This window comes from Bradyrhizobium viridifuturi (assembly GCF_001238275.1).
GTDB classification, from domain to species: domain Bacteria; phylum Pseudomonadota; class Alphaproteobacteria; order Rhizobiales; family Xanthobacteraceae; genus Bradyrhizobium; species Bradyrhizobium viridifuturi.
The window spans coordinates 179,288-202,722 of the sequence record NZ_LGTB01000008.1; the positions used below are offsets into that span (position 1 = coordinate 179,288).

Here is a 23,435-nt window from a genome sequence, read left to right on the forward strand (position 1 = left end):
AACTCCAACGCGAACGCAACCCGCCTGTCCTGGACGGCGCGCAGCCCAAGGCGGGCCGCGTGGAAAAACCCTAACGTTAATGCCATTAAGGACGCGTTACTGAATTTAGTAGGGATAACAACGGGTAAACGGCTGCCTTTTCGCGATGTCGTTGAAGATGCTGGCTTTCCGCATGCATCGCGGTCGCCGCATGCGCAAAAGACCTCCCCGTAGAACAACGGACATGAGATAGCTTGGGGCAGAGCGTTTTCGAGCGAAGTGGGTACCGGTTCGCGTGAAGAAAACGCGTCAACACAAGAATCGAGAGCCCCGTTCTGTATCAATCGGACCGGAAAAAGCTCGAGAGGAAACGAACCAGCGAGCAGGACAGAATGAAGGCGGTCGTCGTCGAGCAATATGCCCCCATCGATCAGATCGGGCTGAAGGAAATCGCCACCCCCGACCCCGCCGCCGGGCAGATCCGAGTCCGGGTCCACGCCGCGAGCATCGGCTTCGTGGACGGGCTGAAGGTCGAGGGCCGCTACCAGACCAAGGATGCCCTTCCCTTCACGCCCGGCGCTGAATTCGCCGGCGTGGTCGATGCGGTCGCGAGCCACGTCACCGGGATCGCGCCGGGCATGCGGGTGATGGGCGCGGCGCGCTCGGGCGCGCTGGCCGAGCACATCGTGGTGCCGCCTGAGGCCGTCGAGATCATGCCCGACGGACTGTCGATGGAAGCCGCCGCGGCCTTCCGCACCAATTACCTCACCGCGCTTTATGCGCTCGGCGAGCGCGGCGCGCTCAAGGCGGACGAGCAGCTGCTGGTGCTCGGCGCCGCCGGCGGCACCGGCGTCGCCGCGATCCAGGTCGGCAAGCTGCTCGGCGCACGCGTCATTGCCGCCGCCTCGAGCGAGGAGAAGCGCAACTTCGCCGCAAGCTTCGGCGCCGATGCCGTCGTCGACTACACGAAGGCTGATTGGCGCGACGCACTGAAGGATGCGACCGGCGGCCAGGGTCCCGACGTGATCTTCGATCCGGTCGGCGGCGAGGTCTCGCTGCAGGCATTCCGCTCGATCGCCTGGAACGGCCGCCATGTCGTGGTCGGCTTTGCGGCCGGCAGCATTCCTGCGTTGCCGTTCAACCTGCCACTGTTGAAGGGCGGCCTTCTGATCGGCGTCGACGCCGCCCAGATCGCACGCCGCGAGCCCGAGGCGCAGGCGCGCGTGATGACGCAATTGTCGGCATGGCTGAACGATGGCCGGCTGACGCCTGTTGTCGGCAAGGTGTTCGCGTTTGACGATTTCCGCGCGGCGTTCACCACCATGCAGACCCGTGCCGCGCTCGGCAAGATGGTGGTGCGGATCGGTTAGCGGGAGAACCGAGATACACTTCGCTCGACGTGCTCGTGCGAGCCGATGACGGATCCAGAAGGGAGAGACATGCAGACGCTTCGAACACCGGACGAGCGCTTCGCCGGCTTGCCCGGATTTGCTTTCGTGCCGCGCTACACCGAGATCGGCCCGCTGCGCATGCACTATCTCGACGAGGGAATGAAGACCGCGCCGGTGGCGCTTTGCCTGCATGGCCAACCGACCTGGGCCTACCTCTACCGCAAGATGATCCCCATGCTCCTCGGCGCGGGTTTCCGCGTCGTGGCGCCGGACTTCTTCGGCTTCGGTCGCTCCGACAAGCCCGTCGACGAAGACATCTACACCTTCGACTTCCATCGATCCTCGGTGATGTCCTTGATCGAGGCGCTCGACCTGCGTCGCGTCATGCTCGTTTGCCAGGACTGGGGCGGATTGATCGGACTGACGATTCCGATGGACATGGTGAGCCGGTTCGACCGGCTGCTGGTGATGAACACGATGCTCGGCACCGGAGACATGCCGCTCGGCGATGGCTTCCTGGCATGGCGGGCCTTCTCCAACCGCAGCCCGGACATGGATATCATGGCACTGATGCAGCGGGCGGCCCCCTCGCTCGCAGACCAAGAAGCCGCCGCCTATGCCGCGCCCTATCCGGACGTGCGGTACAAGACCGGCGTCCGACGCTTTCCCAATCTGGTGCCGGACCGGCCGGACGCCGGCGGCGCTGCGCTTTCGCGGCGTGCGCGGGACTTCTGGTCGCAGCACTGGAGCGGACAGAGCTTCATGGCGGTCGGCATGAAGGACCCGGTGCTCGGGCCGCCGGTGATGAGCCAGTTGCGGCAGGTGATCCGAAACTGTCCACCGCCGCTCGAACTGCCCGATGCCGGACATTTCGTGCAGGAGGCCGGCGAGATCATCGTCGTGGAGGCGCTGAAGAGTTTTGGCCCGGTGCGCTGAAGCACGCAAATATTCGCGTTCTCGCGACATGAATTGTCCGAGTCTTGCTCTTCGTTCCGCCCTCTCTTCACAGAGGGCGCAGGGAAAGCCGGGTGCCGATCGCACCCATGGGCCCCGAGCGTGGGTAGAGAGCTCGGGGGTCGGACCACAGGTGTAACCGGAAACAACCCGGCTTTCCCTGCGCGATGGGCTACGGCTTATACGTGCTCTCCCCGGCGAGACTGGGCTTGCTTGTCACCGCCTTCGCAAAGCGCTTTCGCGCTTTGCGCGAGGACACCTGCCACCAGGGCGTCAGGACCACACGACTTCACCGTCCGCATCAGTCACACTCGTCAGTCGCGACGTCAGCGTCCACCGCATCTCACGCCGCGTTCGTGACGACCGCGAAGCGCCCCTCGTGTCGGGTGAGACGGATATATTGAACATCTGAGTTGGGTCCGGCGTCAAGCGAAATTCTGAAAAGCCGAACGACTAGTTTGACGCTGGACCGCGGGATGGGTGGCGCACTAGCAATACCCGTCACCTCACCGCGCGGCGCAACCGATGGGTATCGCTGCGCCTTGCACGGTCCGGTGCAGCGGCCGGCATGCGAGCGCGACCGCTGATCCCACCGACCAATTATCACACGTTATTGTCGCCCGGTTTCGTGCCTCCTACCGTTTGCCGAAAACGGAGGCCGGGTGAAAAAATGCAGGACATGCTGACGCATCTTGAGAAGCTTCGCACCGACGCTGCGGAGTGTGCCCTGATCCGCGACCTCACCACCGACATCCAGAAGCGCGAACTGTTCACCAAACTGGCCGAGCATCTCGCGGCCCTCGCGGCGGAGGTCGAAAAGGCCATCGCCGCGGCCCGCAGGGAGGGCGAAGCCATCTAGCGCGATGCCCTGCGGACGACACATGGAAACCGCAGCGCCGATCACCGGAACCAACGTCACGGCAACGCATTGTGGTTACGCCCGTCGGTTGAGAGTTCACGTCCGGCCTCGTGTTGGTATGCCTCTCCGCCGGGTACTATTTGGTCGGCATCTGTTGCACTTCAGGATCTTTCGTTTGGCACAAATTGCACAACCCGCATCCGGCAATGCGTCCCGGTCGCGACAGCAAACCATCCCCGCAAGAGACGCGCAATGAAGATGGACAAGGCCATCTGGTACGTCTCATTCGCGCTGAGAAATCCAGACGCCGGACACCACCGCTTCGCGCGCCAGACCCGCACCTTCACATCCGAGCAGGATGCGAAGGCGTTCGCACGCACCCTGCTCGTTCAGACGCAGGACGTCAGCGCCGGCACGATCAATCCGCACATGCCACGGCGCGTGATCGCGCCCGCGGCGATCACGGCATGGGCCGGCGAGAGCTGAGATTATACTCTACAGAAATCGCGACGGCGCGAACGGCGCGAGCGGAATCTCCGGTGTCTGGCCACTGAGCAATTGCGCAACCAGCCGGCCGGTGCGGGCCGAGCCGACCAGGCCGACATGGCCGTGGCCGAAGGCATAGACGACATCGCGCGTGGCGCGGCTATGACCGATGCAGGGGCGCCCGTCGGGCATGCTCGGGCGGTGGCCGAACCAGGTCTTGATGCGCGATGGCGGGATATCCCTCGGCAGCTTCGGGAACATGCTGAACAGATGCTCGCGCAGGATCTCGGCGCGTCTCCAGTTCGGCTCGGCCTCGAGCCCGGCGATCTCGACCGTGCCGGCGGCGCGCAGCCCCTTGTCGGTCCAGTTGACGACCATCTTGGCGTCCGAGGCCATCATCGAATTGCGCGGCCCGGATTCCGGGCTCTCGATCATGACGTGATAGCCGCGCTCGGTCTCCAGCGGCAGCGGATCGCCGATCGATGCGGTCAGCTGCTTCGAGCGCGCGCCCGCGGCGACGACCGCCGCATCACAGGCAATCTCGCCGCTCTCGGTGACCACAGCAACGAGCCTGTCGCCGGAAAGCTTGAGGCCCGTGGCCTTCGCGGCGACGCGCCCGGCACCGTTCGCGATCGCGTGCGCGGCGAGTGCCGTCACATAGGCGCCCGGATCGCGGCAGCGTCCGGCCTCCTCGACCACGACGCCGAACTTGTAGCGCGGATGCAGATCGGGCTCGCGCTGGCGCATCTCGTCTTCGTTGAGCTCCAGCCATTCGATGCCGACGCGCTTGCGGATCCGCCAGCCGAGATCCTTGTCGAACGGCGCGCGTGACGGAAACACGTGCATGACGCCGCGCCGCTCGATCAGCTCGGGGACGCCGGCTTCCTCGGCGAGCTGCCGGTGCAGCAGCGGCGCGTCCTTGAGCAGCTCGCGCATCGCCCGCGCGGTAGCCTCGACCTGCGCCTCGGTCCAGCTCGACAGCAGATACTTGACCAGCCACGGCAAGGCCTTCGGCAGATACGACCAGCGGATCGCGAGTGGCCCGAGCGGGTCCATCAGATAGCCCGGCACCTTCTTCCAGGTGCCAGGCTCGGCCGGCGGGATCACCGAATGAGACGACAGCCAGCCGGCATTGCCATAGCTCGCCGCCTGCTGACCGCCGGGCTCGCCCGGATCGATCAAGGTAACGCGATGGCCAAAGCGCTGCGCCTCGATGGCGCTGATCACGCCGACCGCGCCGGCGCCGATGATCGCGACGTGACGGCGGGCAGATTCAGGCATCAGCGCACAGCCTGCTCGGGCACAAAATCCTTGCCGACCGACAGCGCGCGCTGATCGACCAGGCAGTGCAGGATCGCAGGCTTGCCGGAAGCCAGCGCGCGCTCGAAGGCGGGCGCGAAGTCCTCGGTGCGCTCGACCCGCTCGCCATGGCCGCCGAACGCCTTGGCGTACAGCGCGAAGTCCGGGTTCTTGAGCTGGGTGCCGACGACGCGGCCGGGATAGTCGCGCTCCTGATGCATGCGGATGGTGCCGTATTGCGCGTTGTCGATCACGACGACGATCAGCGGCGCGTCGTACTGCACGGCGGTAGCGAACTCCTGCCCGTTCATCAGGAAGCAGCCGTCGCCGGCGAACGCCACGACGACGCGATCCGGATGCTGCCGCTTGGCCATGACAGCCGCCGGCACGCCATAGCCCATCGAGCCCGAGGTCGGCGCGAGTTGCGCCGCGAAGCTGTGGAAGCGATGGTGGCGATGAATCCAGCCGGCATAGTTGCCGGCGCCGTTGCAGACGATCGCATCCTTCGGCAGCCGATCGCGCAGCCAGGTGACGACTTCGCCATATTGAAAATTGCCCGGCAGCTCGCGTGGCTTGTCGGTCCAGGCCAGATAATCCGCGTGCGCCTTCGCCGCCTCGCCCTTCCAGGCGGGCGTCGCCTTAGGCTTCATGGTTTCGATCGCGGCGGCGAAGGCGGCAGGCGTCGCCTGGATCGCCAGCGCCGGCTGGTAGACGCGGCCGAGCTCTTCGGCGCCGGGATGCACATGGATCAGCTGCTGGCTCGGCGTGGGGATGTCGAGCAGCGTGTAGGACGATGACGGCATCTCCGACATGCGGCCGCCGATCAACAGGATCACGTCGGCGCCGGTGATGCGGTCTTTCAGCTTCGGGCTCGGGCCGATACCGAGATCGCCGGCATAGTGCGAGTGGTCGGCGTCGATCAGCGAGGCGCGACGGAACGAGGTCGCGACCGGGAGATCAAAACGCTCGGCAAAGCGCGCAATGCCTTTCGCCGCCTCTGCGGTCCAGGCCGAGCCGCCGAGCACCACGATCGGCGCCTTCGCGGATGCGAGCATCGCGCCGAGACGCTCGAGATCGGACGGGGCCGGCCAGGTGGCCGCAGGCTCGACCTTCGGCGCGTCGGTGATGGCTGCGGTTTCGGTCAGCATGTTCTCCGGCAGCGAGATCACGACCGGACCAGGACGGCCCTGCAGTGCGACGCGGAACGCGCGTGCGACCAGCTCGGGAATGCGGTCGGGACGATCGATCTCGACGGCCCATTTCGCCATGGTGCCGAACACTGCCTTGTAGTCGAGTTCCTGGAACGCCTCGCGCTCACGCATGCCGGTATCAACCTGGCCGACGAACAGGATCATCGGGGTGGAATCCTGCATCGCGATGTGCACGCCATGGGCGGCATTGGTCGAACCGGGGCCGCGGGTGACGAAGCAGATGCCCGGACGTCCGGTGAGCTTGCCATAGGCTTCAGCCATCATCGCAGCGCCGCCCTCGGCGCGGCAGATCACGACATCGATTGGGCTGTCATGCAACGCGTCGAGCGCCGCCAGATAGCTCTCGCCAGGCACGCAGGTGACGCGTTCCACGCCTTGCGCGACCAGCTGGTCGATCAGGATCTGGCCTCCGGTGCGGGCATTGCTTTTGGTCATGAGGGCTCCCTGCGGGCATTAGCGCGCCTTGGCGTCGCGCGGATCGTCGTCCCACGGGGTATGATAGACGGAAATATGGTGCAAGGCCGAAGCCGCGTCGCGAGGCCGCAGCGACGTCAAGCCATGCGATAGGCAATGGGCAACGCTGTTTCATCATCGATTTCCGCAGAGCGGAGCATCGCGGGCCGGATCGCGGCGGCCGGGCCGGCGAGCAAGCCAATACCCTCCGTCCACATCCTGGACGCATCTCGCCGCCGGACGCCATATCGCGACGCCGGTCGCCGGGATCGATCCGGTATCACGCAACAATCTATTTAAACGTGTATACATAACGCTCACTACCACCAACGGTGCGGCAGCCTAACCGCCATTGCACGACGCCGATCGCCGCGCGCGGCGCGGACGCGGGACGATGATCCGCATGCCGCATCGTCAAGACGAAAGCGCAAGACAACAATGCGAGACGATCGAAGTCAGGCACACTACGATGCGCGTGACGACAGCGTGGCACAAACTGCACACGCAGCTCGATCATGTGCACGACAACGATCACAAGCAGCGCGCGCGTGCGCTTCCGTATGACTACGGTGCGGCGATCGATAGCTTCGCATCACGCGCCGCTGAACCGCCGGATTCCACAGCAAATCGCGGCCTTGCACGCAGATATCGACTGTGTGCACCGCATGCACCACGCGTGATGCCTTGCGCGATCACGCGCGGCGCATTGCATGCGCTTTGGGACGGAACTCGAATCGCCTACGGTTCGACGCAGTCACAAATTCGTAGATCGTGTATCGCACCTGCCCGCTCACCGGCGGCGGAACGCCTTCTGCTGCCGATCAGGTGCAGTGTTTCGGTTCACCAATTGATATCAATGCTGGAGGCAATGCATGTTGGGGATGAAGGGCGTCGCAAGCGTGGTCGGCTCGGATAGTTCATATCGACTGTTCGACGACATGCCGATCAGTGTCATGCTCTGCGAGCTGGGCGATTTCAGGATCACCTACATCAACGAGTCGACGCGGCAGAATCTGAAGAAGATCGAGCATGTGCTGCCGGTGAAGGTCGACGCACTGATCGGTCAGTCGATCGATATCTTTCACAAGAACCCGCAGCATCAGCGCCGACTGCTGTCCGATCCTAAGAACCTGCCGCACAAGGCCCGCATCACCATCGGCGGCGAGACGCTCGATCTCACCGTGACGGCGATGACCAATTCGCGCGGCCGCTATAGCGGGCCGATGCTGACCTGGGAGCTCGCGACCGAGAAGGCGCGGCTCGAAACCCAGACCGAGCGGCTGTTGCAAATGCTCGACAACATGCCGATCAACATCATGATGTGCGATACCGATTTCAACATCACGTACATCAACCAGACCAGCCTCAAGACGCTCGACACCGTGAAGCATCTGCTCCCGGTGCGGCCGGACCAGATCCTCGGCAACTCGTTCGACATCTTCCACAAGAACCCGGCGCATCAGCGCCGCATCGTCGGCGATCCCAAAAACCTGCCGCACGCGGCCAAGATCAAGCTCGGCCCGGAAACGCTCGACCTCAGGGTCTCCGGGCTGACCGACAAGCGCGGCAACTATACCGGCGCGATGCTGAGCTGGTCGGTGGTGACCGGCAATGTGAAGCTCGCGGACGATTTCGAGAGGGATGTAAAGGGCCTTGCCGGGATGCTGTCATCGGCCTCGACGCAGATGCAGGGCACGGCACGATCGCTGACCACGACCGCCGAATTCGTCAATCAGCGCTCGGCAAGCGCGGCGTCCGCGTCGGAGGAGCTTTCCTCATCCGTCAACGAGATCAGCCGCCAGGTGTCCGAGGCGAGCCGCATCGCCCGCATGGCGGTCGAGGAAGCCGAGAAATCCGACAAACTGGTCGCGGGCCTCGTGACCATGGCCCAGAAGATCGGCGACGTCGTCGCGCTGATCAGCCAGATCGCCGGTCAGACCAATCTGCTCGCGCTCAACGCGACGATCGAGTCCGCCCGCGCCGGCGAGGCCGGGCGCGGCTTCGCTGTCGTTGCCTCCGAGGTCAAGGCGCTGGCCAACCAGACCGCCAAGCCACCGAGGACATCTCGGCGCAGATCAACGAGATGCAGGCCGCGACCGGCAACACCGCCTCCGCGCTGAAGGCGATCTCGAGCGTCATCGTCCAGATCAGCGAGATCTCGACCGTGATCGCCAGCGCCGTCGAGGAGCAGGCCGCGGCCACCAAGGAGGTCACCGCGAACATCAACGGAACCACCAAGGCGATCGACGACGCCAGCAAGGCCGCCGAGAACGTGCTGGCGGCCTCCGGAGAAGTCGCCAGCAACGCGTCCGAGCTGGAGGTCCAGGTCGACAAGTTCCTCAAGAACGTGCGGGCGATGTAACGTCGCCGAGATCGCGCGCCCGCCTACAGCGAGCGCGCGATCAACACCTTCATGATCTCATTGGTGCCGCCATAGATCTTCTGGATGCGCGAATCGATGAACATCCGCGAGATCGGATATTCCTGCATGTAGCCGTAGCCACCATGCAGCTGCAGGCATTCGTCCGCGGTCTCGACCTGCTTCTGCGAGCACCACCATTTCGCCATCGAGGCCGTCACGGTGTCGAGGTCGCCGGCGACCAGCCGCTCGACGCACCAGTCGACGAACACGCGCGCGATCATCGCCTCGGTCTTGCGCTCGGCGAGCGTGAACGCCGTGTTCTGGAATTCGATCAGCGGCTTGCCGAACGCGGTGCGCTCCTTGGTGTATTCGGCGGTGATCTTGACCGCGCGCTCCATCGAGGCGACCGCGCCGATCGCGAGCGACAGCCGCTCCTGCGGCAATTGCTGCATCAGCTGGACGAAGCCATTGCCCTCCTCGTTGCCAAGCAGATTTTCCGGCGGCACCGTGACATTGTCGAAGAACAGCTCAGAGGTGTCGGAGGCGTGCAGGCCGATCTTGTCGAGGTTGCGGCCGCGGCGGTAGCCCTCGGCGCCGGCGGTCTCCACCACGATCAGCGAGATGCCCTTGGCGCCGGGCGCGCCGGTGCGCGCCACCACGATCACGAGGTCGGCGGCCTGGCCGTTGGTGATGAAGGTCTTCTGGCCGTTGATGACGTAGGAATTGCCCTGCTTCTTCGCGGTGGTCTTGACCGCCTGCAGGTCGGAGCCGGTGCCGGGCTCGGTCATCGCGATGGCACCAACCATCTCGCCCGAGGCCATCTTCGGCAGCCAGCGCTGCTTCTGCTCCTCCGAGCCGTAGTTGAGGATGTAATGCGCGACGATCGCGCTGTGCACGGAGACGCCGGTGGTCAGCTCCGGCACCGTGCTCTCGAGGTCGTCGAGCACCGCGGCATCATAGGCGAAGGTGGCGCCGAGGCCGCCATAGGCCTCGGGCACGCTCGGCAGCAACGCGCCCATCTCGCCGAGCGCGCGCCAGGCGGAGCGGTCGACCAGCTTCCGCGCGCGCCATGTCTCGGCGTGCGGCGCCAGGTCCTTGGCGAGGAATTTGCGGAACTGGTCGCGGAAGGTGTCCAGCTCCTCGGTCATCCAGGACGATCGGTAGTGCATGCTATCCTCGCATCAAATCAGCAGACCGCCGCCGGCGACGATCACCTGACCGCTGATGTAGTTCGATTCCGGGCTGCAGAACAGATAGACCGCGTCCGCGGCCTCTTCCGGGGTGCCGCCGCGGCCGAGCGGGATCATCCGGCCCATCGCCTCCAGCATCTGCGGCTGCACGCCGACCTTGATGTCGCGGCCGGCGACATCGATGGTCTTCTGCTGGGTCTCGATCGGCTGGGTCAGGCGGGTGTTGATCAGGCCGAAGGCGACGCAATTGACGTTGACCTTGTAGCGGCCCCACTCCTTGCACATCGTCCGCGTCAGCCCGATCAGCGACGCCTTTGCAGATGAATAGCTCGCCTGCCCGGCATTGCCGTAGAGGCCCGCGATCGAGGAGATGTTGACCACCTTGCGGAACACCTCGCGCCCGGCCTCGGCCTCCTTCTTCGCCATCACCCGGATCGGCTCGGACGCCGCGCGCATGATGCGGAACGGGGCGACCAGATGGACGTCGAGCATCGCCTGGAACTGCTCGTCGGTCATTTTCTGGATCGTCGAGTCCCAGGTGTAGCCGGCATTGTTGACGAGGATGTCGAGGCCGCCGAACTGTTCGATGGCGCTGCCTACGAAACGATCGGCAAAGCCGGCTTCGGTCACGCTGCCATTGACCGCGATCGCGTCGCCGCCTATCGCCTTGATCTCGGCGACGACGGCGTTGCCCGGCTCGGCATCGAGGTCATTGACCACGACCCGCGCGCCCTCGCTCGCAAGCTTCAGCGCAATCGCCCGCCCGATGCCGCGGCCAGAGCCAGAGACGAGCGCGACCTTTCCTTGCAGTTTCGACATGGTCTCTCCTAGAGCGCGATGATGGCTTCGCCGGCGAGCTTGATCTCGCCGTTCTGGTCCTTGGTGGTGAGCGCGAGTTTTGCGCGCTGCTCACCGCCCTGTTCTATCAACTCGGTCACCGTGCCTTCGCAGGTCAATTGCGCGCCGAGCTGGGTGATCGCGGCAAAGCGGGTCGAGAACGAGCGGATCCGCGACGGCGCGACCGCATCGGTCAGCGCCTGGCCGAGATAACCCATCACAAGCATGCCGTGTGCGAACACGTCGGGGAAACCGGCCGCCTTTGCGAAGTCGATGTCGACATGGATCGGATTGTGGTCGCCAGAGGCGCCGCAATACAGCGCCAGGCGATGCCGGGTGATCGGCGGAAACTCCTTGTGGACGATGACATCGCCGACCGAGGGAACGCCAGCACTCATGACGGCCTCGCATTGCGCACCACGATGGTGCGCGAGACATCGGCGACATGGACGCCGTTCTGGTTGGTGACTGGCGTATCGACCACGATCAGCGTCATCGCTCCGCCCTTCTTCTCGGTCACGCTGGCGACACGCGGCTGGAACGTCAGGGTGTCGCCGACCACGACAGGGGCGTGATAGTCGAAGCGCTGCTCGCCGTGCAGCACCCGGGCAAGATCGATGCCGAGCGCGGTCAGGAACTCGAACGGGACCGTCGCGTCCATCATCTCCAGGCAGAACAGATAGGTCGGCGGCACCGGCGCCGCCGCCACATCACGGTAGACCGGGTTGGCCTCGCCGAGCGTATCGAGGAAGAAGCGCAGGCGTCCCGGCTCGACGTGCGCGGTCACTGGCGTGAATTCACGCCCGACAGCGGATTGATCGACCATGGGCTGCCTCAGGCGCGTTCGTAGAGCGTGACGACGCAGGCGCCGCCGAGACCGAGATTGTGCTGCAAGCCGAGCCGCGCGCCCTCCACTTGCGTCGCCGCCGCGGTGCCGCGCAGTTGCCGGGTCAGCTCGTAGCACTGCGCAAGCCCGGTGGCGCCGAGCGGATGGCCCTTCGACAGCAGGCCGCCGGACGGATTGGTCACGATCCTGCCGCCATAGCTGTTGTCGCCGTCGTCGATGAACTTCGCGGCCTCGCCCACGCCGCACAGGCCGAGCCCCTCATAGGTGATGAGCTCGTTATGCGCGAAGCAGTCATGCAGCTCGACGACGTCGAGATCCCTGGGGCCGATGCCGGCCGCTTCATAGACCTTGCTGGCGGCATCGCGCGCCATGTCGTAGCCGACCACCTGCATCATGTCGGAGGCGCCGAAGGTCGACGGCGTGTCCGTCGTCATCGCCTGCGCCGCGATGCGCACCTGCTTGTTGAGGCCGTGCTGATCGGCGAATTTCTCCGAGACCAGGATCGCGGCGGCGCCGCCGCAGGTCGGCGGGCATGCCATCAGCCGCGTCATCACGCCGGGCCAGATCACCTGGTCGTTCATCACATCGTCGGCGGTGACCTCCTTGCGGAACAGCGCCAGCGGATTGTTCTTGGCATGGCGGCTCGCCTTGGCACGTACTTTCGCGAACGCCGAGAGCGGCGTGCCGTATTTCTTCATATGGCTGAGACCGGCGCCGCCAAAATAACGCAGCGCCAGCGGCACGCCGGGCGCGTCGACCAACTTGTCGGCGGCGGCATCGAAATCGTCGAACGCGCTCGGGCGGTCGGTGAACACGGCGCCCAGCGCGCCGGGCTTCATCTGCTCGAAGCCGAGCGCCATCACGCAATCGGCCGCGCCCGACTCGATCGCCTGTCGCGCCAGGAACAGCGCGGTCGATCCGGTCGAACAGTTGTTGTTGACGTTGACGATCGGGATGCCGGTCATGCCGATCGGATAGAGCGCGCGCTGGCCGCAGGTGGAATCGCCATAGACATAGCCGACATAGGCCTGCTGGACCTTGCCGTAATCGAGACCGGCATCGGCAAGCGCGAGCTTCGCGGCCTCGGCGCCCATCACGTGATACGGCGCGTTGGCGCCGGGCTTGACGAACGGGATCATGCCGACCCCGGCAACGTAGGTGCGTGACGTCATCGCGTGTCCTCCCGAAAATTACCCACTGGACTATTTATTACCCATGGGTAATATACGGGCCATCACGCAGAGTCAATGCGACATCGGCTTCAGGACACCGGCTTCAAGCTATGGACGACGGTCACATCCCCTCCTCCAGCCAGTCCCCCTGGCTGCCCTTCCAAAGCCGGCGCCGCGCCCGCGACGAGAAGCGCGAGGCGGTGCTGCGCACGGCCGTCGCTCTGTTCCTGGAACAGGGCTACCACGGCGCCACGCTGAACGAGGTCGCCAGACGGCTCAACATCACCAAGCCGGCGCTCTACAATTACTTCCGCGGCAAGGACGAAATCCTCTACGAATGCTGGTCGATCGGTAATGAGCTAGTCGACGACTGTATCGCCGAGACCTCGGCCGCCGGCGCTCGGGACTCGACAAGCTGCGCAAGCTGATCGTCCGCTACGCCGAGCTGATGACTGAGGACTATGGCAAGAGCCTGGTTCGCTTCGACCTCCGCGATCTCAGCGAGGATAATCGCAAGATCGTGCAGACCGCCAAGCGGCGGATCGACCGCGCCTTCCGCGACTATATCGCCGATGGCGTCGAGGACGGTTCGGTGAAACCCTGCGACCCGAAGCTCGCGGCGTTCGCGATCGCGGGCTCGCTGAACTGGATCGGACATTGGTTCCAGCCCGGCGGCGAAATGACCGGACGCGCCGTCGCCGAGGAATTCGCGATCCGCCTCACCGAGGGGATCGCCACGACCGCAACGCGCAAGATAACGCAGAAAGCAGCCGTTCCGGCTGCAGAGAAGGCGGACAAACCGCCTCGCAAGGGAAACGCACCAAGGGAGGACAGGAGTGAACATCACACACGGGCTGCGGCGCGCGCTGCAGGTCAATCCAAACGGGCTCGCGATCGTCTGCGGTGAACGGCGCCGCAACTGGCGCGAAGTCGGCGAACGGGTCGCCCGCCTCGCTTCCGCCATTCGGGGCCTCGGAGCTGACAATGGCGACCGCGTCGCGATCCTGTCGCTGAACTCCGACCGCTATCTCGAGCTCTATCTGGCGGTCGGCTGGGCCGGCGCCGTGATCGTGCCGCTCAACATCCGCTGGTCGCCGATCGAGAACGAGGACGCGCTGCGCGACTGCCGCGCCACGATCCTGTTCGTCGACAAGGCATTCGCGGCGGTCGGCACGACGCTGGCAGGCGCCATCCCCGGTCCCAAGCTGGTCTATGCCGACGAGGGCGAAACGCCTGAAGGCATGGAGAGCTACGAGACGCTGATCGCGCGCAGCGAACCCGTTCCGGATGCAATGCGCACGCGCGACGATCTCGCCGGCATCTTCTACACCGGCGGCACCACTGGCCGCTCCAAGGGCGTGATGCTGAGCCACGGCAACCTGATGGCCAACGCGCTCAATGCGCTCGGCGAAGGCCTGTGGCCCAGCAGCACGGTCTACCTGCACGCAGCGCCGATGTTCCACCTCGCCAACGGCGCGGCGATGTATTCGGTGCTGCTGTCCGGCGGATCCAATGTCGTGATCCAGGGCTTCACGCCCGACGGCGTCGCCGCTGCCGTGCAGAAGGAGCGCGTCACCGACGTGCTGCTGGTGCCGACCATGATCCAGATGTTCGTCGATCATCCGACGCTCGGCAATTACGACCTGTCGTCGTTGAAGCGGATCGCCTACGGCGCCTCCGTGATCAGCGACGCGGTGCTGATGCGCGCGATGAAGGCGCTGCCGCATGTCGAATTCACCCAGCCTACGGCATGACCGAATTGTCGCCGATCGCGACGCTGCTGCACTGGAAGGAGCATATCGGCGACGGCCGCGCCAAGGGCCGGCATCGCGGCGCCGGCCGGGCGACGCTGGGTGCCGAAGTGAAGATCGTCGACGCCCTCGATCAGGTGGTACCAACGGGCACCGTCGGCGAGATCGCGGTGCGCGGCGACATGGTGATGATGGGCTATTGGGAGCGGCCGGAGGAAACCGCGCGCGCCGTGATCGACGGCTGGATGCACACCGGCGATGGCGGCTATATGGACGCCGACGGCTTCGTCTACGTGGTCGACCGCGTCAAGGACATGATCATCTCCGGCGGCGAGAACGTCTATTCGGCCGAGGTCGAGAACGCCCTCGCCCAGCACCCGTCGGTGGCGCAATGCGCCGTGATCGGCATTCCGAGCGAACGCTGGGGCGAACAGGTCCACGCCGTGGTGGTGATGAAGAGCGGCGCCAGCGCCACCCCCGAGGAGTTGATGGAGCACTGCAAGGCGCTGATCGCCGGCTACAAATGCCCGCGCAGCGTCGACATCACCGCGACGGCGCTGCCGCTGTCGGGTGCCGGCAAGATCCTGAAGCGCGAACTGCGCAAGCCATATTGGGAGAACCGGGAGCGACGGGTGAGCTGACGGCGGAGACCCGCAGGGCATGGCGCTGCGCGCGCCATGAGCGTTGACATCGGATCACGCGGCCGATTGGATCGATCCAGATTCAATCCAGCGAGTTCCGATGTCCGCACCTGATACCAACGCCGACGGCAAGCCCCGCCGCCTGATGCACCGCCGCTCCGTCGAATGTCTCGGCTATCTCCGCGACGACGGGCTGTGGGAGGTCGAGGCGCGGCTGGTCGACACCAAGCCCTATGCACGACAGGACAGGCATCGCGGCCTGCAACAACCTGACGATCCCGTGCACGACATCAGGCTGCGGCTCGCGGTCGACGACAGTTTCACGATCCGCGAGACCGGCACCAATATGGCCTCAACGCCGTACCCGTCCTGCCTCGACGTCGAGGGTATCCTGCAGCGGCTGGTCGGCGAACGCATCGGCAAGGGCTGGCGCGAGCTGGTCCGCCGCAAGATCGGCAAGTTGGAGACCTGCACCCATCTCGCCGAGTTGTTGGGTCCTGCGGTGACGACGCTGTTCCAGACCGCGACCTCCGGCAAGGACCCGCAGGGCCGTGGCGCGCTCGATCATCAGCGCGATGTCACCGAGCCGCCGTTCTTCGTCGGCGGCTGCTATTCGTGGCGACTGGATGGACCGGTCGTCGCCGAGACATTTCCGCAGTTCGCGAAGCAGCCTGTCGAAGTGAAGCAGGGTTCGTGAGTGATGCACCGCCGCCGCCCACGTGATAGGCTGTAACGGACGATCAGGAGGTGAGCGTGGAGAAGTACGGTGCCGGGTCGATCGTCGTCTCCGACTATGACCCCAACTGGCCCGCCTTGTTTGCGCAGGAGTGCGGGCGGATCAAGCAGGCGCTCGGCGCGTTCGCATTGGCGATCGAGCATATCGGCAGCACGGCCGTTCCGGGCCTTCCCTCGAAGCCGATCATCGACCTGCTGGTTGGCATCCCCAACCTCGAACAGGCCCGGCGGCAATGCATCACTCCGCTCGAGGCGCTTGGCTATATCTACGTGCCGGAATACGCGTCATGGCTCCCCCGCGAGTTGTTCTTCCGCAAGGGGCCGCCAGGTCCGTGGACCCACCATGTTCATATAATGGAGCCGTCGCATCCGCGATGGGAGACACTGGTGGTGTTTCGCGACTATCTTCGCGCACATCCCGAGGCAGCCCGCGCCTACGCCGATATCAAGCGCGAGCTTGCCGCTTCGTCAAACGACAACATCGGGGCATATCGAAACGGAAAGACCGCGTTCGTCGAGGAGACAACGGCGAAAGCTCGGGCTTGGCACGCAGCGGTACGAGATTGAAGCACAAGCGGTCCCCGGCACGGGTGCACGATCATCGCCGGACATGGGTCTTCGCGAGCAGCCGCTGCGCCATGCTGCCCTGCATCGCAATGGGTTGATCCGCGCCGCGCGCTCACGTAGTCGTCCGGCATGAGCGAACATACGGCCGGCGCCAAGGCCGCAGCCCCTCCGGACACGAAAGCCGTACTGCTCGGGGTCGGAAGCGGCCTCGGCGCGGCGCTGTGCTGGGCACTCGGCTTCGTGGCGACCCGGCACGGCCTGAAAGTCGGGTTCACGCCCGTGGACCTTCTGATGCATCGATTCCTGTGGTCAGGCATCGCCTTCATCCCGCTCGTGCTCCGCGCCGGCTTCGGGAATCTCTGCGGCATCGGATGGGGCCGCGGCATGGCGCTGATGCTGCTGGGCGGACCGGTGATGTCGCTGATCAGCTATACCGGCTTCATGTTCGTGCCGCTTGGGCACGGCAGCGTGATCCAGCCTTCCTGCGCCACCCTGGGCGGACTGTTTCTTGCCGTCGTCCTGCTGAAGGAATCGATCTCACTCTCCCGGGTCGCCGGCGCTGTGGCCATCGTGGCCGGGCTTGCCGTGATCGGCAGCGAGTCGATCGGCCACATGGGATCGAGCGCCGTGATGGGCGATCTGATCTTCGTGACGACCGGACTGATGTTCGCAGGCTTCGCGACGCTGGTGCGCTATTGGCGCGTGTCTGCGTTCGCGGTGGCCACGGTCATCAGCGTGTTGTCGCTTTCGCTGTTTCCACTCTATGCCGGCTCGGGAGGACTGGCGCGCGATGCGGCGATCGGCCTGAACGAAAATGCGCTGCAGGCGGTCGCCCAGGGTATCCTCGCCGGCCCCGCGGCGATGTATCTGTTCGCACTGTCGATCCAGCAGCTCGGCGTTGCCCGCGCAGCGGTCTTTCCTGCGACCGTACCGGTGCTGACCCTGCTGCTGGGATGGCTCCTGATCGGCGAGCCTCCAACCACGCTACAGGCCGCCGGCTTGGTAACCGTATTGGCTGGATTCTACCTCGCGCAACGGCAAAGTTAGGCAGCCTTGCAATTGTCCTGATCTGATGCCCGGAAGATCAAGCCGCGGCGGAATGCTCGGCTACGGCCTGCGGCGGGTTGCGGAAGCCGATCGCGATCCGGTTGTAGGTGTTCATCAGGCCGATCGCGATGGTCAGGTCGACCAGCTGCTTCTCGTTGAACACAGCCCGCGCGGCCTGATAGTCGTCGTCCGGGATCGCGGTCTCCGCCACGCGGGTGACGGTTTCGGCCCAGGCCAGCGCCGCGCGCTCCTCGGCGTCGAACAGCGCTTCCGCTTCGCGCCAGACCTGGAGCAGCGCCAGCTTCTCGGTCCTGACGCCCATCTTCAAGAGCGAGCGCGTGTGCATGTCGAGGCAATAGGCACAGCCGTTGATCTGCGAGATGCGCAGATAGACCAGCTCGATCAGCTGCGCGGAAAGTCCACATTGCGTGAGATAGCCATAGACGCCGCCGAGCGCCTTGATGCCCGCGGGCGCGGCCTTGCCGTAGTCGATGCGCATGCTCACTGCTTGTGTCCTTCCGTTCGGTCTGCCTTGTCGTAGACCGTGAGCGCCTTGTCGTTGCTGTCGACGACGAAGACGGCAAGCAGCTTCGCCGGCTCGGTGCTGCTGACGTTTCGCGCGAGCACATGATGCGTGCCGGGCGGCTCGAAGAAGCTGTCGCCGGCCCGATAGGTGCGCGCTGCCTCGCCGCCGAGCTGGCTCTCGATCGCGCCCTGAACGACGTAGACATAGAGAAAGCCCGACTTGGCGTGATGGTGCGGCGCCGAGGTCTCGCCCGGCGCGAAATTGACCTCGACCGCGACCAGCGACTTGCCGGGAATGTTCGTGATCGCCTGCTCGAATTTCGGCGTCACCGATTGTGCCATCGCCGGGGTCGCAAGCGCGGCGCAGGCGATCAGCGTCGTCCAAAGGGTCTTCATCTGGTGCCTCCGTTGCTGTCCGATAGATGCGGGCGCGCGGGGCTGAAAAGAAGCACCAAGAATGAACTGAATTGGTGTACCACGGGCCATGCCAAATCCGCTTCCCATCGCCCTTGACCGCTCGGCCCGGACGCCGCTCTCGGAGCAGATCCGCAAGGCGATCGCGGTTGCGATCGACAATGGCGTGCTGGTGCCCGGCGCTCGGCTGCCGTCGTGGCTCGACCTCGCCGCACAGCTCGGCGTCGCCCGCGGCACGGTGCGGGCAGCCTACGACAAGCTGTCGGATGCGCAGCACATCGTGTCGTCGAAGGCGAATGGCACGACGGTTGCGAAGCGGCCTCGAAAAGCCGCCAAGCCCGACACGCCGGTCGCGCCCGGCCCGGTCGCCGAGATGTTTCAGGACCTCAACGGTCAGGGGCACTTCCGAATGGGCGTCCCCGCGCAGGATACCCTCCCCGCAAAGCTGCTGGCGCGAATCCGCGCCCGCGCCGTGCGGGCGGAGTTGAGCGCCGTGACCCGCTACAGCGATCCGCGCGGCGAGCTCGAGCTGCGGCGTGAGATCGCGGCGCATCTTGCGATCGCGCGCGGGCTCGAATGCTCACCGGCGCAGATCGTCATCACCTCGGGCTTCAGCGGCGGACTTGGCCTAGCGCTCCGTGTACTCGGCCTCGATGGCCGCCGCGCGTGGATGGAAGAGCCGGGATTTCCATTGACCCGGAAGGGGCTCGAGCTTGCCCGGCTGACGCTGGTCCCGATCCCTGTCGACGGCGACGGCATCGATGTCGAACATGGCCTGAGGCACGCCCCTGACGCGGCGCTCGCAGTGGTGACCCCGGGACAGCAGGCGCCGCTCGGCCCGCCATTGTCGGCGACGCGCCGCGCGCAGCTGCTCGACTGGGCCGCGCAAACCGGCGGCTGGATCATCGAAGACGATTATCTCGGCGAGTTGCAGCTCGATGGCCGTGCCGCGCCCGCGCTCGCCTCGCTCGATCGCGCCGGCCGGGTGATTCATCTCGGCTCCTTCAGCAAGACCATCTCGCCGACGCTGCGGCTCGGCTTCCTGGTTGCGCCCGAGCCATTGGCCGCGCAGTTCGCCGATGTCGCGACCTGCCTCGTTCCGGCCCCCGGACCGGCCGTGCAGCTTTCGACCGCGGAGTTCATACGTGATGGCCACTACATCCGCCATCTCCGGCGCACCAAGCGGGCCTATTGCGACAGCCGCGATGCGCTGACGTCAGCGCTGCGGCCGTGGAGCAACGACGTGCGGGTGGCCGGCCTCGCCGTGATGCTGACGCTGCCGGACAGGACCTCCGATGTCGCGATCGTACGGCAGGCGCTGGCGCACGGCTTGGCACCTGCACCGCTCTCGCCGTGGTACCTCTCTCCGAAGCGCGCGCAGCCGGGCCTGCTGCTCGGCATTGCAACGGTGCCGGATCGCGGCGTTCCGGTTGCCTGCAAGCGTCTGTTCGAGGTGATCCGCGCTCAAGGCACGCCGGCCTCGCGCCGGGTCAGGAAGCCCGCAAGCCGGTGAGCGCAAGGCTCAGCGCCCGCAGCCGCTGGCGCGCCTCCGCGTCATAGGCCTGCGCATGGGCGCGGGCTTCGCGCTTGCCGTCGAAGAACAGCCCGCTCTTGCCGGCGACGTCGTCGTCCTGAACCAGGCGCAGGATGGCGTCGCCACCCTGCTCGACGGTCGAGATCGGCGTCGCGCCGCTGGCGCGCACCATCGTGGTGTTCATATAGGTCGCCGGGTGCAGCGAGTTGACCGTGACGCCGGAGCCTTCCAGCTCCGCGGCGAGATCGATGGTGAACATGATCTGCGACAGCTTGCTCTGCGCATAGGCCCGTGCACCGCTGTAATTCCTGGTGATCATCACGTCGGCGAAATCGATCGGATGCTGGCCGAGTGAGGCGACATTGACGATGCGCGCCGGGCTGCTGGCCTTGAGCCGCGGCAGCAGCAGATGCGCGAGCAGGAAGCCGGCGAGATAGTTGACCGCAAAGCGCAGCTCATGGCCGTCCTTGCTGGTCTGCCGCGCCGGCCCCTCGTTCTGCGAGCCGATGCCGGCATTGCTGACGAAGACATCGAGGCGCTCCTGGTCGTCGAGCACCAGTTGGGCGAACTCGCGGACATCGGCGAGCGAGGACAGGTCGGCCTGGTAGAACATCGGCTCGCGGCCACTGACCCGCTTGATCTCGTCGGCGAGGACCTGCGCCCGCTTGGTATCGCGGCCGTGGATCAGGACCCGGGCGCCCGCGGACGCCAGCTTCATCGCCACGTAGCGGCCGACACCGTCGGTGGAACCGGTGATCAGCACCGTCTTGCTTGCCATATTCATCGAAATTGCCTTTCGATCAGTTCGCCCAGCGCTGCAGCAAAGATAAATCCCCGCAGCGGGGTTTGCCATGGCGACTGCGGCGCGATCAGCCCCAAAACGGCGCCGAAATGGCCCCGCGCACCACCCTCGCCACGGCCACGAGGTGCACAATCTGTCGCGCGGCCTGCGGTCGCGCGGCGCCGCGCCGCGCGTCAAGGTAAGCACATTCTGATATCGTCGCGACGAACGATAAGACAGCGATTGAATTTGGATCGGCAAGGATTTGGAATGTCCTCGACCATTCCAGGCAAGTTCGTGCTGAAGGCTCCCTCGCGGGAGCCGCTCGGCATGCTCCTGCTATTTGCAGCGTTGACCGCACTGCCGATCATCCTGACGCTTCGTCTGGTTGAGCCCGCACTCGTGCTGCCCGCGCTCAGCCTCGTGTTGTTCGCTGAGGCAGCCATGGCCGCGCTTGCGGCGCGCGTGATCCGCGTGCGCGCAAGCGTAGCGAATCTCACGCTGTGGGATTTTGCCGGTGCCTTCACCTTCATGGGGTGTGCAGCGGCGATCCTCGGCGAGCCGGACCAGGCGGCGCTGTTCTTCGAAGAAGAAGCAGCGCTGCGTCCGGACTAGCATGATCCGGAAAAGCGTGAAGCGGTTTTCCGAACAGATCATGCTCAAATAAGAAGCTAAAGTGCGATGACGCTTCTCATCGCGCCTTGGCGACCGTAATCCCAGGCCGGGCCCCTCTGGCAGCCACAAGCTGCGATGTCGGACTGGAACTCAGTTGGAGTGGCCCTGCCTCGACCCGCGACGCGACACCGTCGCGGCGGATTTGCCGTCGGATGACGGCAGCATCCGGTTTCGTCGAACGGTCCACTCCCCGACCTCAAGGGGATGATCCATGTCCGAACTATTCTCACTCGACGCGCTCAGCGCATTGCTGCAAGTCGTCGTCATCGACCTCGTGCTGGCGGGCGACAATGCCGTCGTGATCGGCCTTGCCGCGGCCGGTCTGCCGGCGAACCAACGCGGCAAGGCGATCCTGATCGGCATCGGCGCCGCGACCTTGCTGCGCATCCTGTTCGCGCTTCTCACCACGCAATTGATGCAGATCGTCGGCCTGCTTCTGGCCGGCGGCATCCTCTTGCTGTGGGTGTGCTGGAAGATGTGGCGGGAGCTGCGCGCCAGCGCGCACGAGACCACTGCCGAACACGCCGCCGACGGCGCGGACGGCCAGCGCAAGACGCTGTGGCAGGCGACGACGCAGATCATCGTTGCCGACGTCTCGATGTCGCTCGACAACGTGCTGGCGGTTGCAGGCGCGGCGCGCGAGCAGCCGATCGTGCTGGTGTTCGGCCTCGCGCTCTCGATCGCGATGATGGGCGCGGCCGCAACCTTCATCGCGCGGCTGTTACAGAACCACCGCTGGATCGCCTATGTCGGCCTCGCCGTGATCCTCTATGTCGCCGTCGACATGACGATTCGCGGCGCCAACGAGATCGCCAAGGTCGCGCCGGTCTGACGAAAGCAAAGCGGCGGGCCTTTTCGGCCCGCCGCTCCGTATATCGAAAACGCGCAATGTGTCAGTGGATTTCCGACGAACGCTTCAGCGCGTCCTTCAGCTTCTCGAGCGAAAAGTCCTTGCTGCGCGCGATGTCGAGGATCGGGGTCTCGCGGCGGCCGCACAGCTCGGCGGCCTCCGGCAGCTTGGCCGCGACGTCATAGGGGATCACGATCGCGCCGTGGCTGTCGGCATGGATCAGGTCGTCGGAGCGCACCGTCATGCCGGCGACGCGGACCTCGCCGCCGAAGCTTTCGGCGTGCACCCAGGCGTGCGACGGGCCGATCGAGCCGGCCAGCGCCTGGAAACCCGGCGCCCATTGCGGGATGTCGCGGATCGAACCGTCGGTGATGACGCCGAGGCAGCCGAGCGCCTTGTGCACGGCGCTTTGCACTTCGCCCCAGAACGCGCCGTAGCCGACGTCCGGACCGTCGATGTCCTGGATCACCGAGATGCGCGGGCCGAAGCCGGTGCCGACATATTCGTAATAGTCGATGCGGCGCTTCGACTGCTCCTCGGCCGAGAGGCCGGATTTCAGCACCGAGCGGATCGCGACCGTGCGCGCGTAGCCGACGATCGGCGGCAAGGTCGGGAACGGGCAGACCAGGGGCTTCACGGTGTAGCCGATCAGACGGCGCTCGGGCGCTACGATCTCCATCGCGTTGCAGATCGTCGGCGTGTCATAGCGCGCCAACGCTTCAAGGACGGAGGCAGGAAGCGGGGCGGAAGCGGATGTCGTCACGGCGTTTCTCTCCTGATTATTGGCGTTCGCGAGGCCGTCCCAGCCTATAGCCGAGATCAGAGGCGAACCCAACCGAGGCACGCTCATGGCTGATATTTGGGAAGTGCTCCAT

At 65.5% G+C, this 23,435-nt stretch carries 27 protein-coding genes and 1 pseudogene; 17 read left to right on the forward strand and 11 right to left on the reverse strand.

What is annotated here, in order from left to right; translation table 11 throughout:
- The first annotated feature begins 371 nt into the window (after positions 1-371).
- From ALC15_RS09760 to ALC15_RS09775, 4 genes are all read left to right on the forward strand, one after another.
- The gene (locus ALC15_RS09760; RefSeq protein WP_050627047.1) at positions 372-1,349 is read left to right on the forward strand and encodes an NADPH:quinone oxidoreductase family protein; all 978 of its coding nucleotides are present in this window, start codon (positions 372-374) and stop codon (positions 1,347-1,349) included.
- 69 nt (positions 1,350-1,418) lie between these two features.
- A complete protein-coding gene (locus ALC15_RS09765) occupies positions 1,419-2,306 on the forward strand; it encodes a haloalkane dehalogenase (protein WP_050627048.1) in 888 nt (295 codons plus the stop codon).
- 688 nt (positions 2,307-2,994) lie between these two features.
- Positions 2,995-3,183 (forward strand): hypothetical protein, encoded by a 189-nt coding sequence (locus ALC15_RS09770; RefSeq protein ID WP_050627049.1) that lies wholly within the window; start codon positions 2,995-2,997, stop codon positions 3,181-3,183.
- A 252-nt stretch (positions 3,184-3,435) separates the two neighbouring features.
- Complete coding sequence (locus ALC15_RS09775) at positions 3,436-3,669, forward strand: hypothetical protein (RefSeq protein WP_050627050.1); 234 nt, start codon at positions 3,436-3,438, stop codon at positions 3,667-3,669.
- Between the two features lie 9 nt (positions 3,670-3,678).
- On the opposite strand, the gene ALC15_RS09780 is transcribed toward ALC15_RS09775, so the two are convergent.
- Together ALC15_RS09780 and ALC15_RS09785 are read right to left on the reverse strand one after the other, a co-directional pair.
- The gene (locus tag ALC15_RS09780; RefSeq protein ID WP_050627051.1) at positions 3,679-4,950 is read right to left on the reverse strand and encodes an NAD(P)/FAD-dependent oxidoreductase; all 1,272 of its coding nucleotides are present in this window, start codon (positions 4,948-4,950) and stop codon (positions 3,679-3,681) included.
- Positions 4,950-6,614, reverse strand: coding sequence for a thiamine pyrophosphate-binding protein (locus ALC15_RS09785; RefSeq protein ID WP_050627052.1), 1,665 nt, complete (start codon positions 6,612-6,614; stop codon positions 4,950-4,952). The genes ALC15_RS09780 and ALC15_RS09785 overlap by 1 nt, the downstream gene beginning before the upstream one ends.
- A gap of 412 nt (positions 6,615-7,026) precedes the next feature.
- Between ALC15_RS09785 and ALC15_RS43240 the strand changes: the two genes are divergently transcribed.
- The 3 genes from ALC15_RS43240 to ALC15_RS09795 are packed head-to-tail and all read left to right on the forward strand — an operon-like array spanning position 7,027 to position 8,994.
- Entirely contained in the window at positions 7,027-7,548 is a 522-nt protein-coding gene (locus ALC15_RS43240; RefSeq protein ID WP_128089483.1) for a hypothetical protein, read from the forward strand.
- Entirely contained in the window at positions 7,505-8,752 is a 1,248-nt protein-coding gene (locus tag ALC15_RS47145) for a methyl-accepting chemotaxis protein (RefSeq protein WP_094193789.1), read from the forward strand. The genes ALC15_RS43240 and ALC15_RS47145 overlap by 44 nt, the downstream gene beginning before the upstream one ends.
- Positions 8,716-8,994, forward strand: coding sequence for a hypothetical protein (locus ALC15_RS09795; protein ID WP_050627054.1), 279 nt, complete (start codon positions 8,716-8,718; stop codon positions 8,992-8,994). The genes ALC15_RS47145 and ALC15_RS09795 overlap by 37 nt, the downstream gene beginning before the upstream one ends.
- Before the next feature lie 23 nt (positions 8,995-9,017).
- Here ALC15_RS09795 and ALC15_RS09800 read toward each other — a convergent pair whose 3' ends face one another.
- Genes ALC15_RS09800 through ALC15_RS09820 form a run of 5 tightly spaced genes read right to left on the reverse strand, consistent with a single transcriptional unit; the run spans position 9,018 to position 13,040 of the window.
- Positions 9,018-10,163: an acyl-CoA dehydrogenase family protein gene (locus ALC15_RS09800; RefSeq protein ID WP_050627055.1), complete on the reverse strand. Its 1,146-nt coding sequence runs from the start codon at positions 10,161-10,163 to the stop codon at positions 9,018-9,020.
- A 12-nt stretch (positions 10,164-10,175) separates the two neighbouring features.
- On the reverse strand, positions 10,176-11,003 hold the full coding sequence (locus ALC15_RS09805) for an SDR family NAD(P)-dependent oxidoreductase (protein ID WP_050627056.1): 828 nt from the start codon (positions 11,001-11,003) through the stop codon (positions 10,176-10,178).
- An 8-nt stretch (positions 11,004-11,011) separates the two neighbouring features.
- Entirely contained in the window at positions 11,012-11,419 is a 408-nt protein-coding gene (locus ALC15_RS09810; RefSeq protein ID WP_050627057.1) for a MaoC family dehydratase, read from the reverse strand.
- Entirely contained in the window at positions 11,416-11,847 is a 432-nt protein-coding gene (locus tag ALC15_RS09815; RefSeq protein ID WP_050627058.1) for a MaoC family dehydratase N-terminal domain-containing protein, read from the reverse strand. The genes ALC15_RS09810 and ALC15_RS09815 overlap by 4 nt, the downstream gene beginning before the upstream one ends.
- Before the next feature lie 8 nt (positions 11,848-11,855).
- Positions 11,856-13,040 (reverse strand): lipid-transfer protein, encoded by a 1,185-nt coding sequence (locus ALC15_RS09820; RefSeq protein ID WP_050627059.1) that lies wholly within the window; start codon positions 13,038-13,040, stop codon positions 11,856-11,858.
- Between the two features lie 110 nt (positions 13,041-13,150).
- Here ALC15_RS09820 and ALC15_RS47545 point away from each other — a divergent pair, with 110 nt between their 5' ends.
- The 7 genes and pseudogenes from ALC15_RS47545 (at position 13,151) to ALC15_RS09845 (ending at position 17,781) form a co-directional block, all read left to right on the forward strand.
- Positions 13,151-13,468, forward strand: a complete 318-nt coding sequence (locus ALC15_RS47545; RefSeq protein ID WP_347336281.1) for a TetR/AcrR family transcriptional regulator — start codon at positions 13,151-13,153, stop codon at positions 13,466-13,468.
- A gap of 20 nt (positions 13,469-13,488) precedes the next feature.
- Complete coding sequence (locus ALC15_RS47550) at positions 13,489-13,947, forward strand: TetR-type transcription factor C-terminal domain-containing protein (RefSeq protein WP_347336282.1); 459 nt, start codon at positions 13,489-13,491, stop codon at positions 13,945-13,947.
- Positions 13,877-14,934, forward strand: a pseudogene (locus tag ALC15_RS09830) (AMP-binding protein); the annotation flags it as partial. The gene ALC15_RS47550 and the pseudogene ALC15_RS09830, both read left to right, overlap by 71 nt.
- Positions 14,935-15,105: 171 nt before the next feature.
- The gene (locus ALC15_RS47555; RefSeq protein ID WP_244486011.1) at positions 15,106-15,432 is read left to right on the forward strand and encodes an AMP-binding enzyme; all 327 of its coding nucleotides are present in this window, start codon (positions 15,106-15,108) and stop codon (positions 15,430-15,432) included.
- Between the two features lie 100 nt (positions 15,433-15,532).
- Positions 15,533-16,129, forward strand: a complete 597-nt coding sequence (locus ALC15_RS09835; protein WP_050627060.1) for a DUF2889 domain-containing protein — start codon at positions 15,533-15,535, stop codon at positions 16,127-16,129.
- Positions 16,130-16,185: 56 nt separating this feature from the next.
- Positions 16,186-16,734 (forward strand): GrpB family protein, encoded by a 549-nt coding sequence (locus ALC15_RS09840; protein ID WP_050627088.1) that lies wholly within the window; start codon positions 16,186-16,188, stop codon positions 16,732-16,734.
- A gap of 129 nt (positions 16,735-16,863) precedes the next feature.
- Entirely contained in the window at positions 16,864-17,781 is a 918-nt protein-coding gene (locus ALC15_RS09845) for a DMT family transporter (RefSeq protein ID WP_050627061.1), read from the forward strand.
- A gap of 37 nt (positions 17,782-17,818) precedes the next feature.
- Here the strand turns inward: ALC15_RS09845 and ALC15_RS09850 are convergent, their stop codons facing one another.
- A complete protein-coding gene (locus tag ALC15_RS09850) occupies positions 17,819-18,286 on the reverse strand; it encodes a carboxymuconolactone decarboxylase family protein (RefSeq protein ID WP_050627062.1) in 468 nt (155 codons plus the stop codon).
- On the reverse strand, positions 18,283-18,702 hold the full coding sequence (locus ALC15_RS09855; protein ID WP_050627063.1) for a cupin domain-containing protein: 420 nt from the start codon (positions 18,700-18,702) through the stop codon (positions 18,283-18,285). The genes ALC15_RS09850 and ALC15_RS09855 overlap by 4 nt, the downstream gene beginning before the upstream one ends.
- Positions 18,703-18,790: 88 nt before the next feature.
- Here ALC15_RS09855 and pdxR point away from each other — a divergent pair, with 88 nt between their 5' ends.
- A complete protein-coding gene (gene pdxR, locus ALC15_RS09860; RefSeq protein ID WP_050627064.1) occupies positions 18,791-20,233 on the forward strand; it encodes a MocR-like pyridoxine biosynthesis transcription factor PdxR in 1,443 nt (480 codons plus the stop codon).
- Here the strand turns inward: pdxR and ALC15_RS09865 are convergent.
- A complete protein-coding gene (locus ALC15_RS09865) occupies positions 20,211-21,038 on the reverse strand; it encodes an SDR family NAD(P)-dependent oxidoreductase (RefSeq protein WP_050627065.1) in 828 nt (275 codons plus the stop codon). The genes pdxR and ALC15_RS09865 overlap by 23 nt on opposite strands.
- Before the next feature lie 267 nt (positions 21,039-21,305).
- Here ALC15_RS09865 and ALC15_RS09870 point away from each other — a divergent pair, with 267 nt between their 5' ends.
- Positions 21,306-21,650 carry a hypothetical protein gene (locus ALC15_RS09870; RefSeq protein ID WP_094193790.1) on the forward strand — a complete coding sequence of 115 codons (345 nt, stop codon included), beginning with the start codon at positions 21,306-21,308 and terminating at the stop codon, positions 21,648-21,650.
- Positions 21,651-21,921: 271 nt separating this feature from the next.
- The gene (locus tag ALC15_RS09875; protein ID WP_050627066.1) at positions 21,922-22,542 is read left to right on the forward strand and encodes a TerC family protein; all 621 of its coding nucleotides are present in this window, start codon (positions 21,922-21,924) and stop codon (positions 22,540-22,542) included.
- A 61-nt stretch (positions 22,543-22,603) separates the two neighbouring features.
- On the opposite strand, the gene ALC15_RS09880 is transcribed toward ALC15_RS09875, so the two are convergent.
- A complete protein-coding gene (locus ALC15_RS09880) occupies positions 22,604-23,323 on the reverse strand; it encodes an RraA family protein (RefSeq protein WP_021081846.1) in 720 nt (239 codons plus the stop codon).
- Between the last annotated feature and the right edge of the window lie 112 nt (positions 23,324-23,435).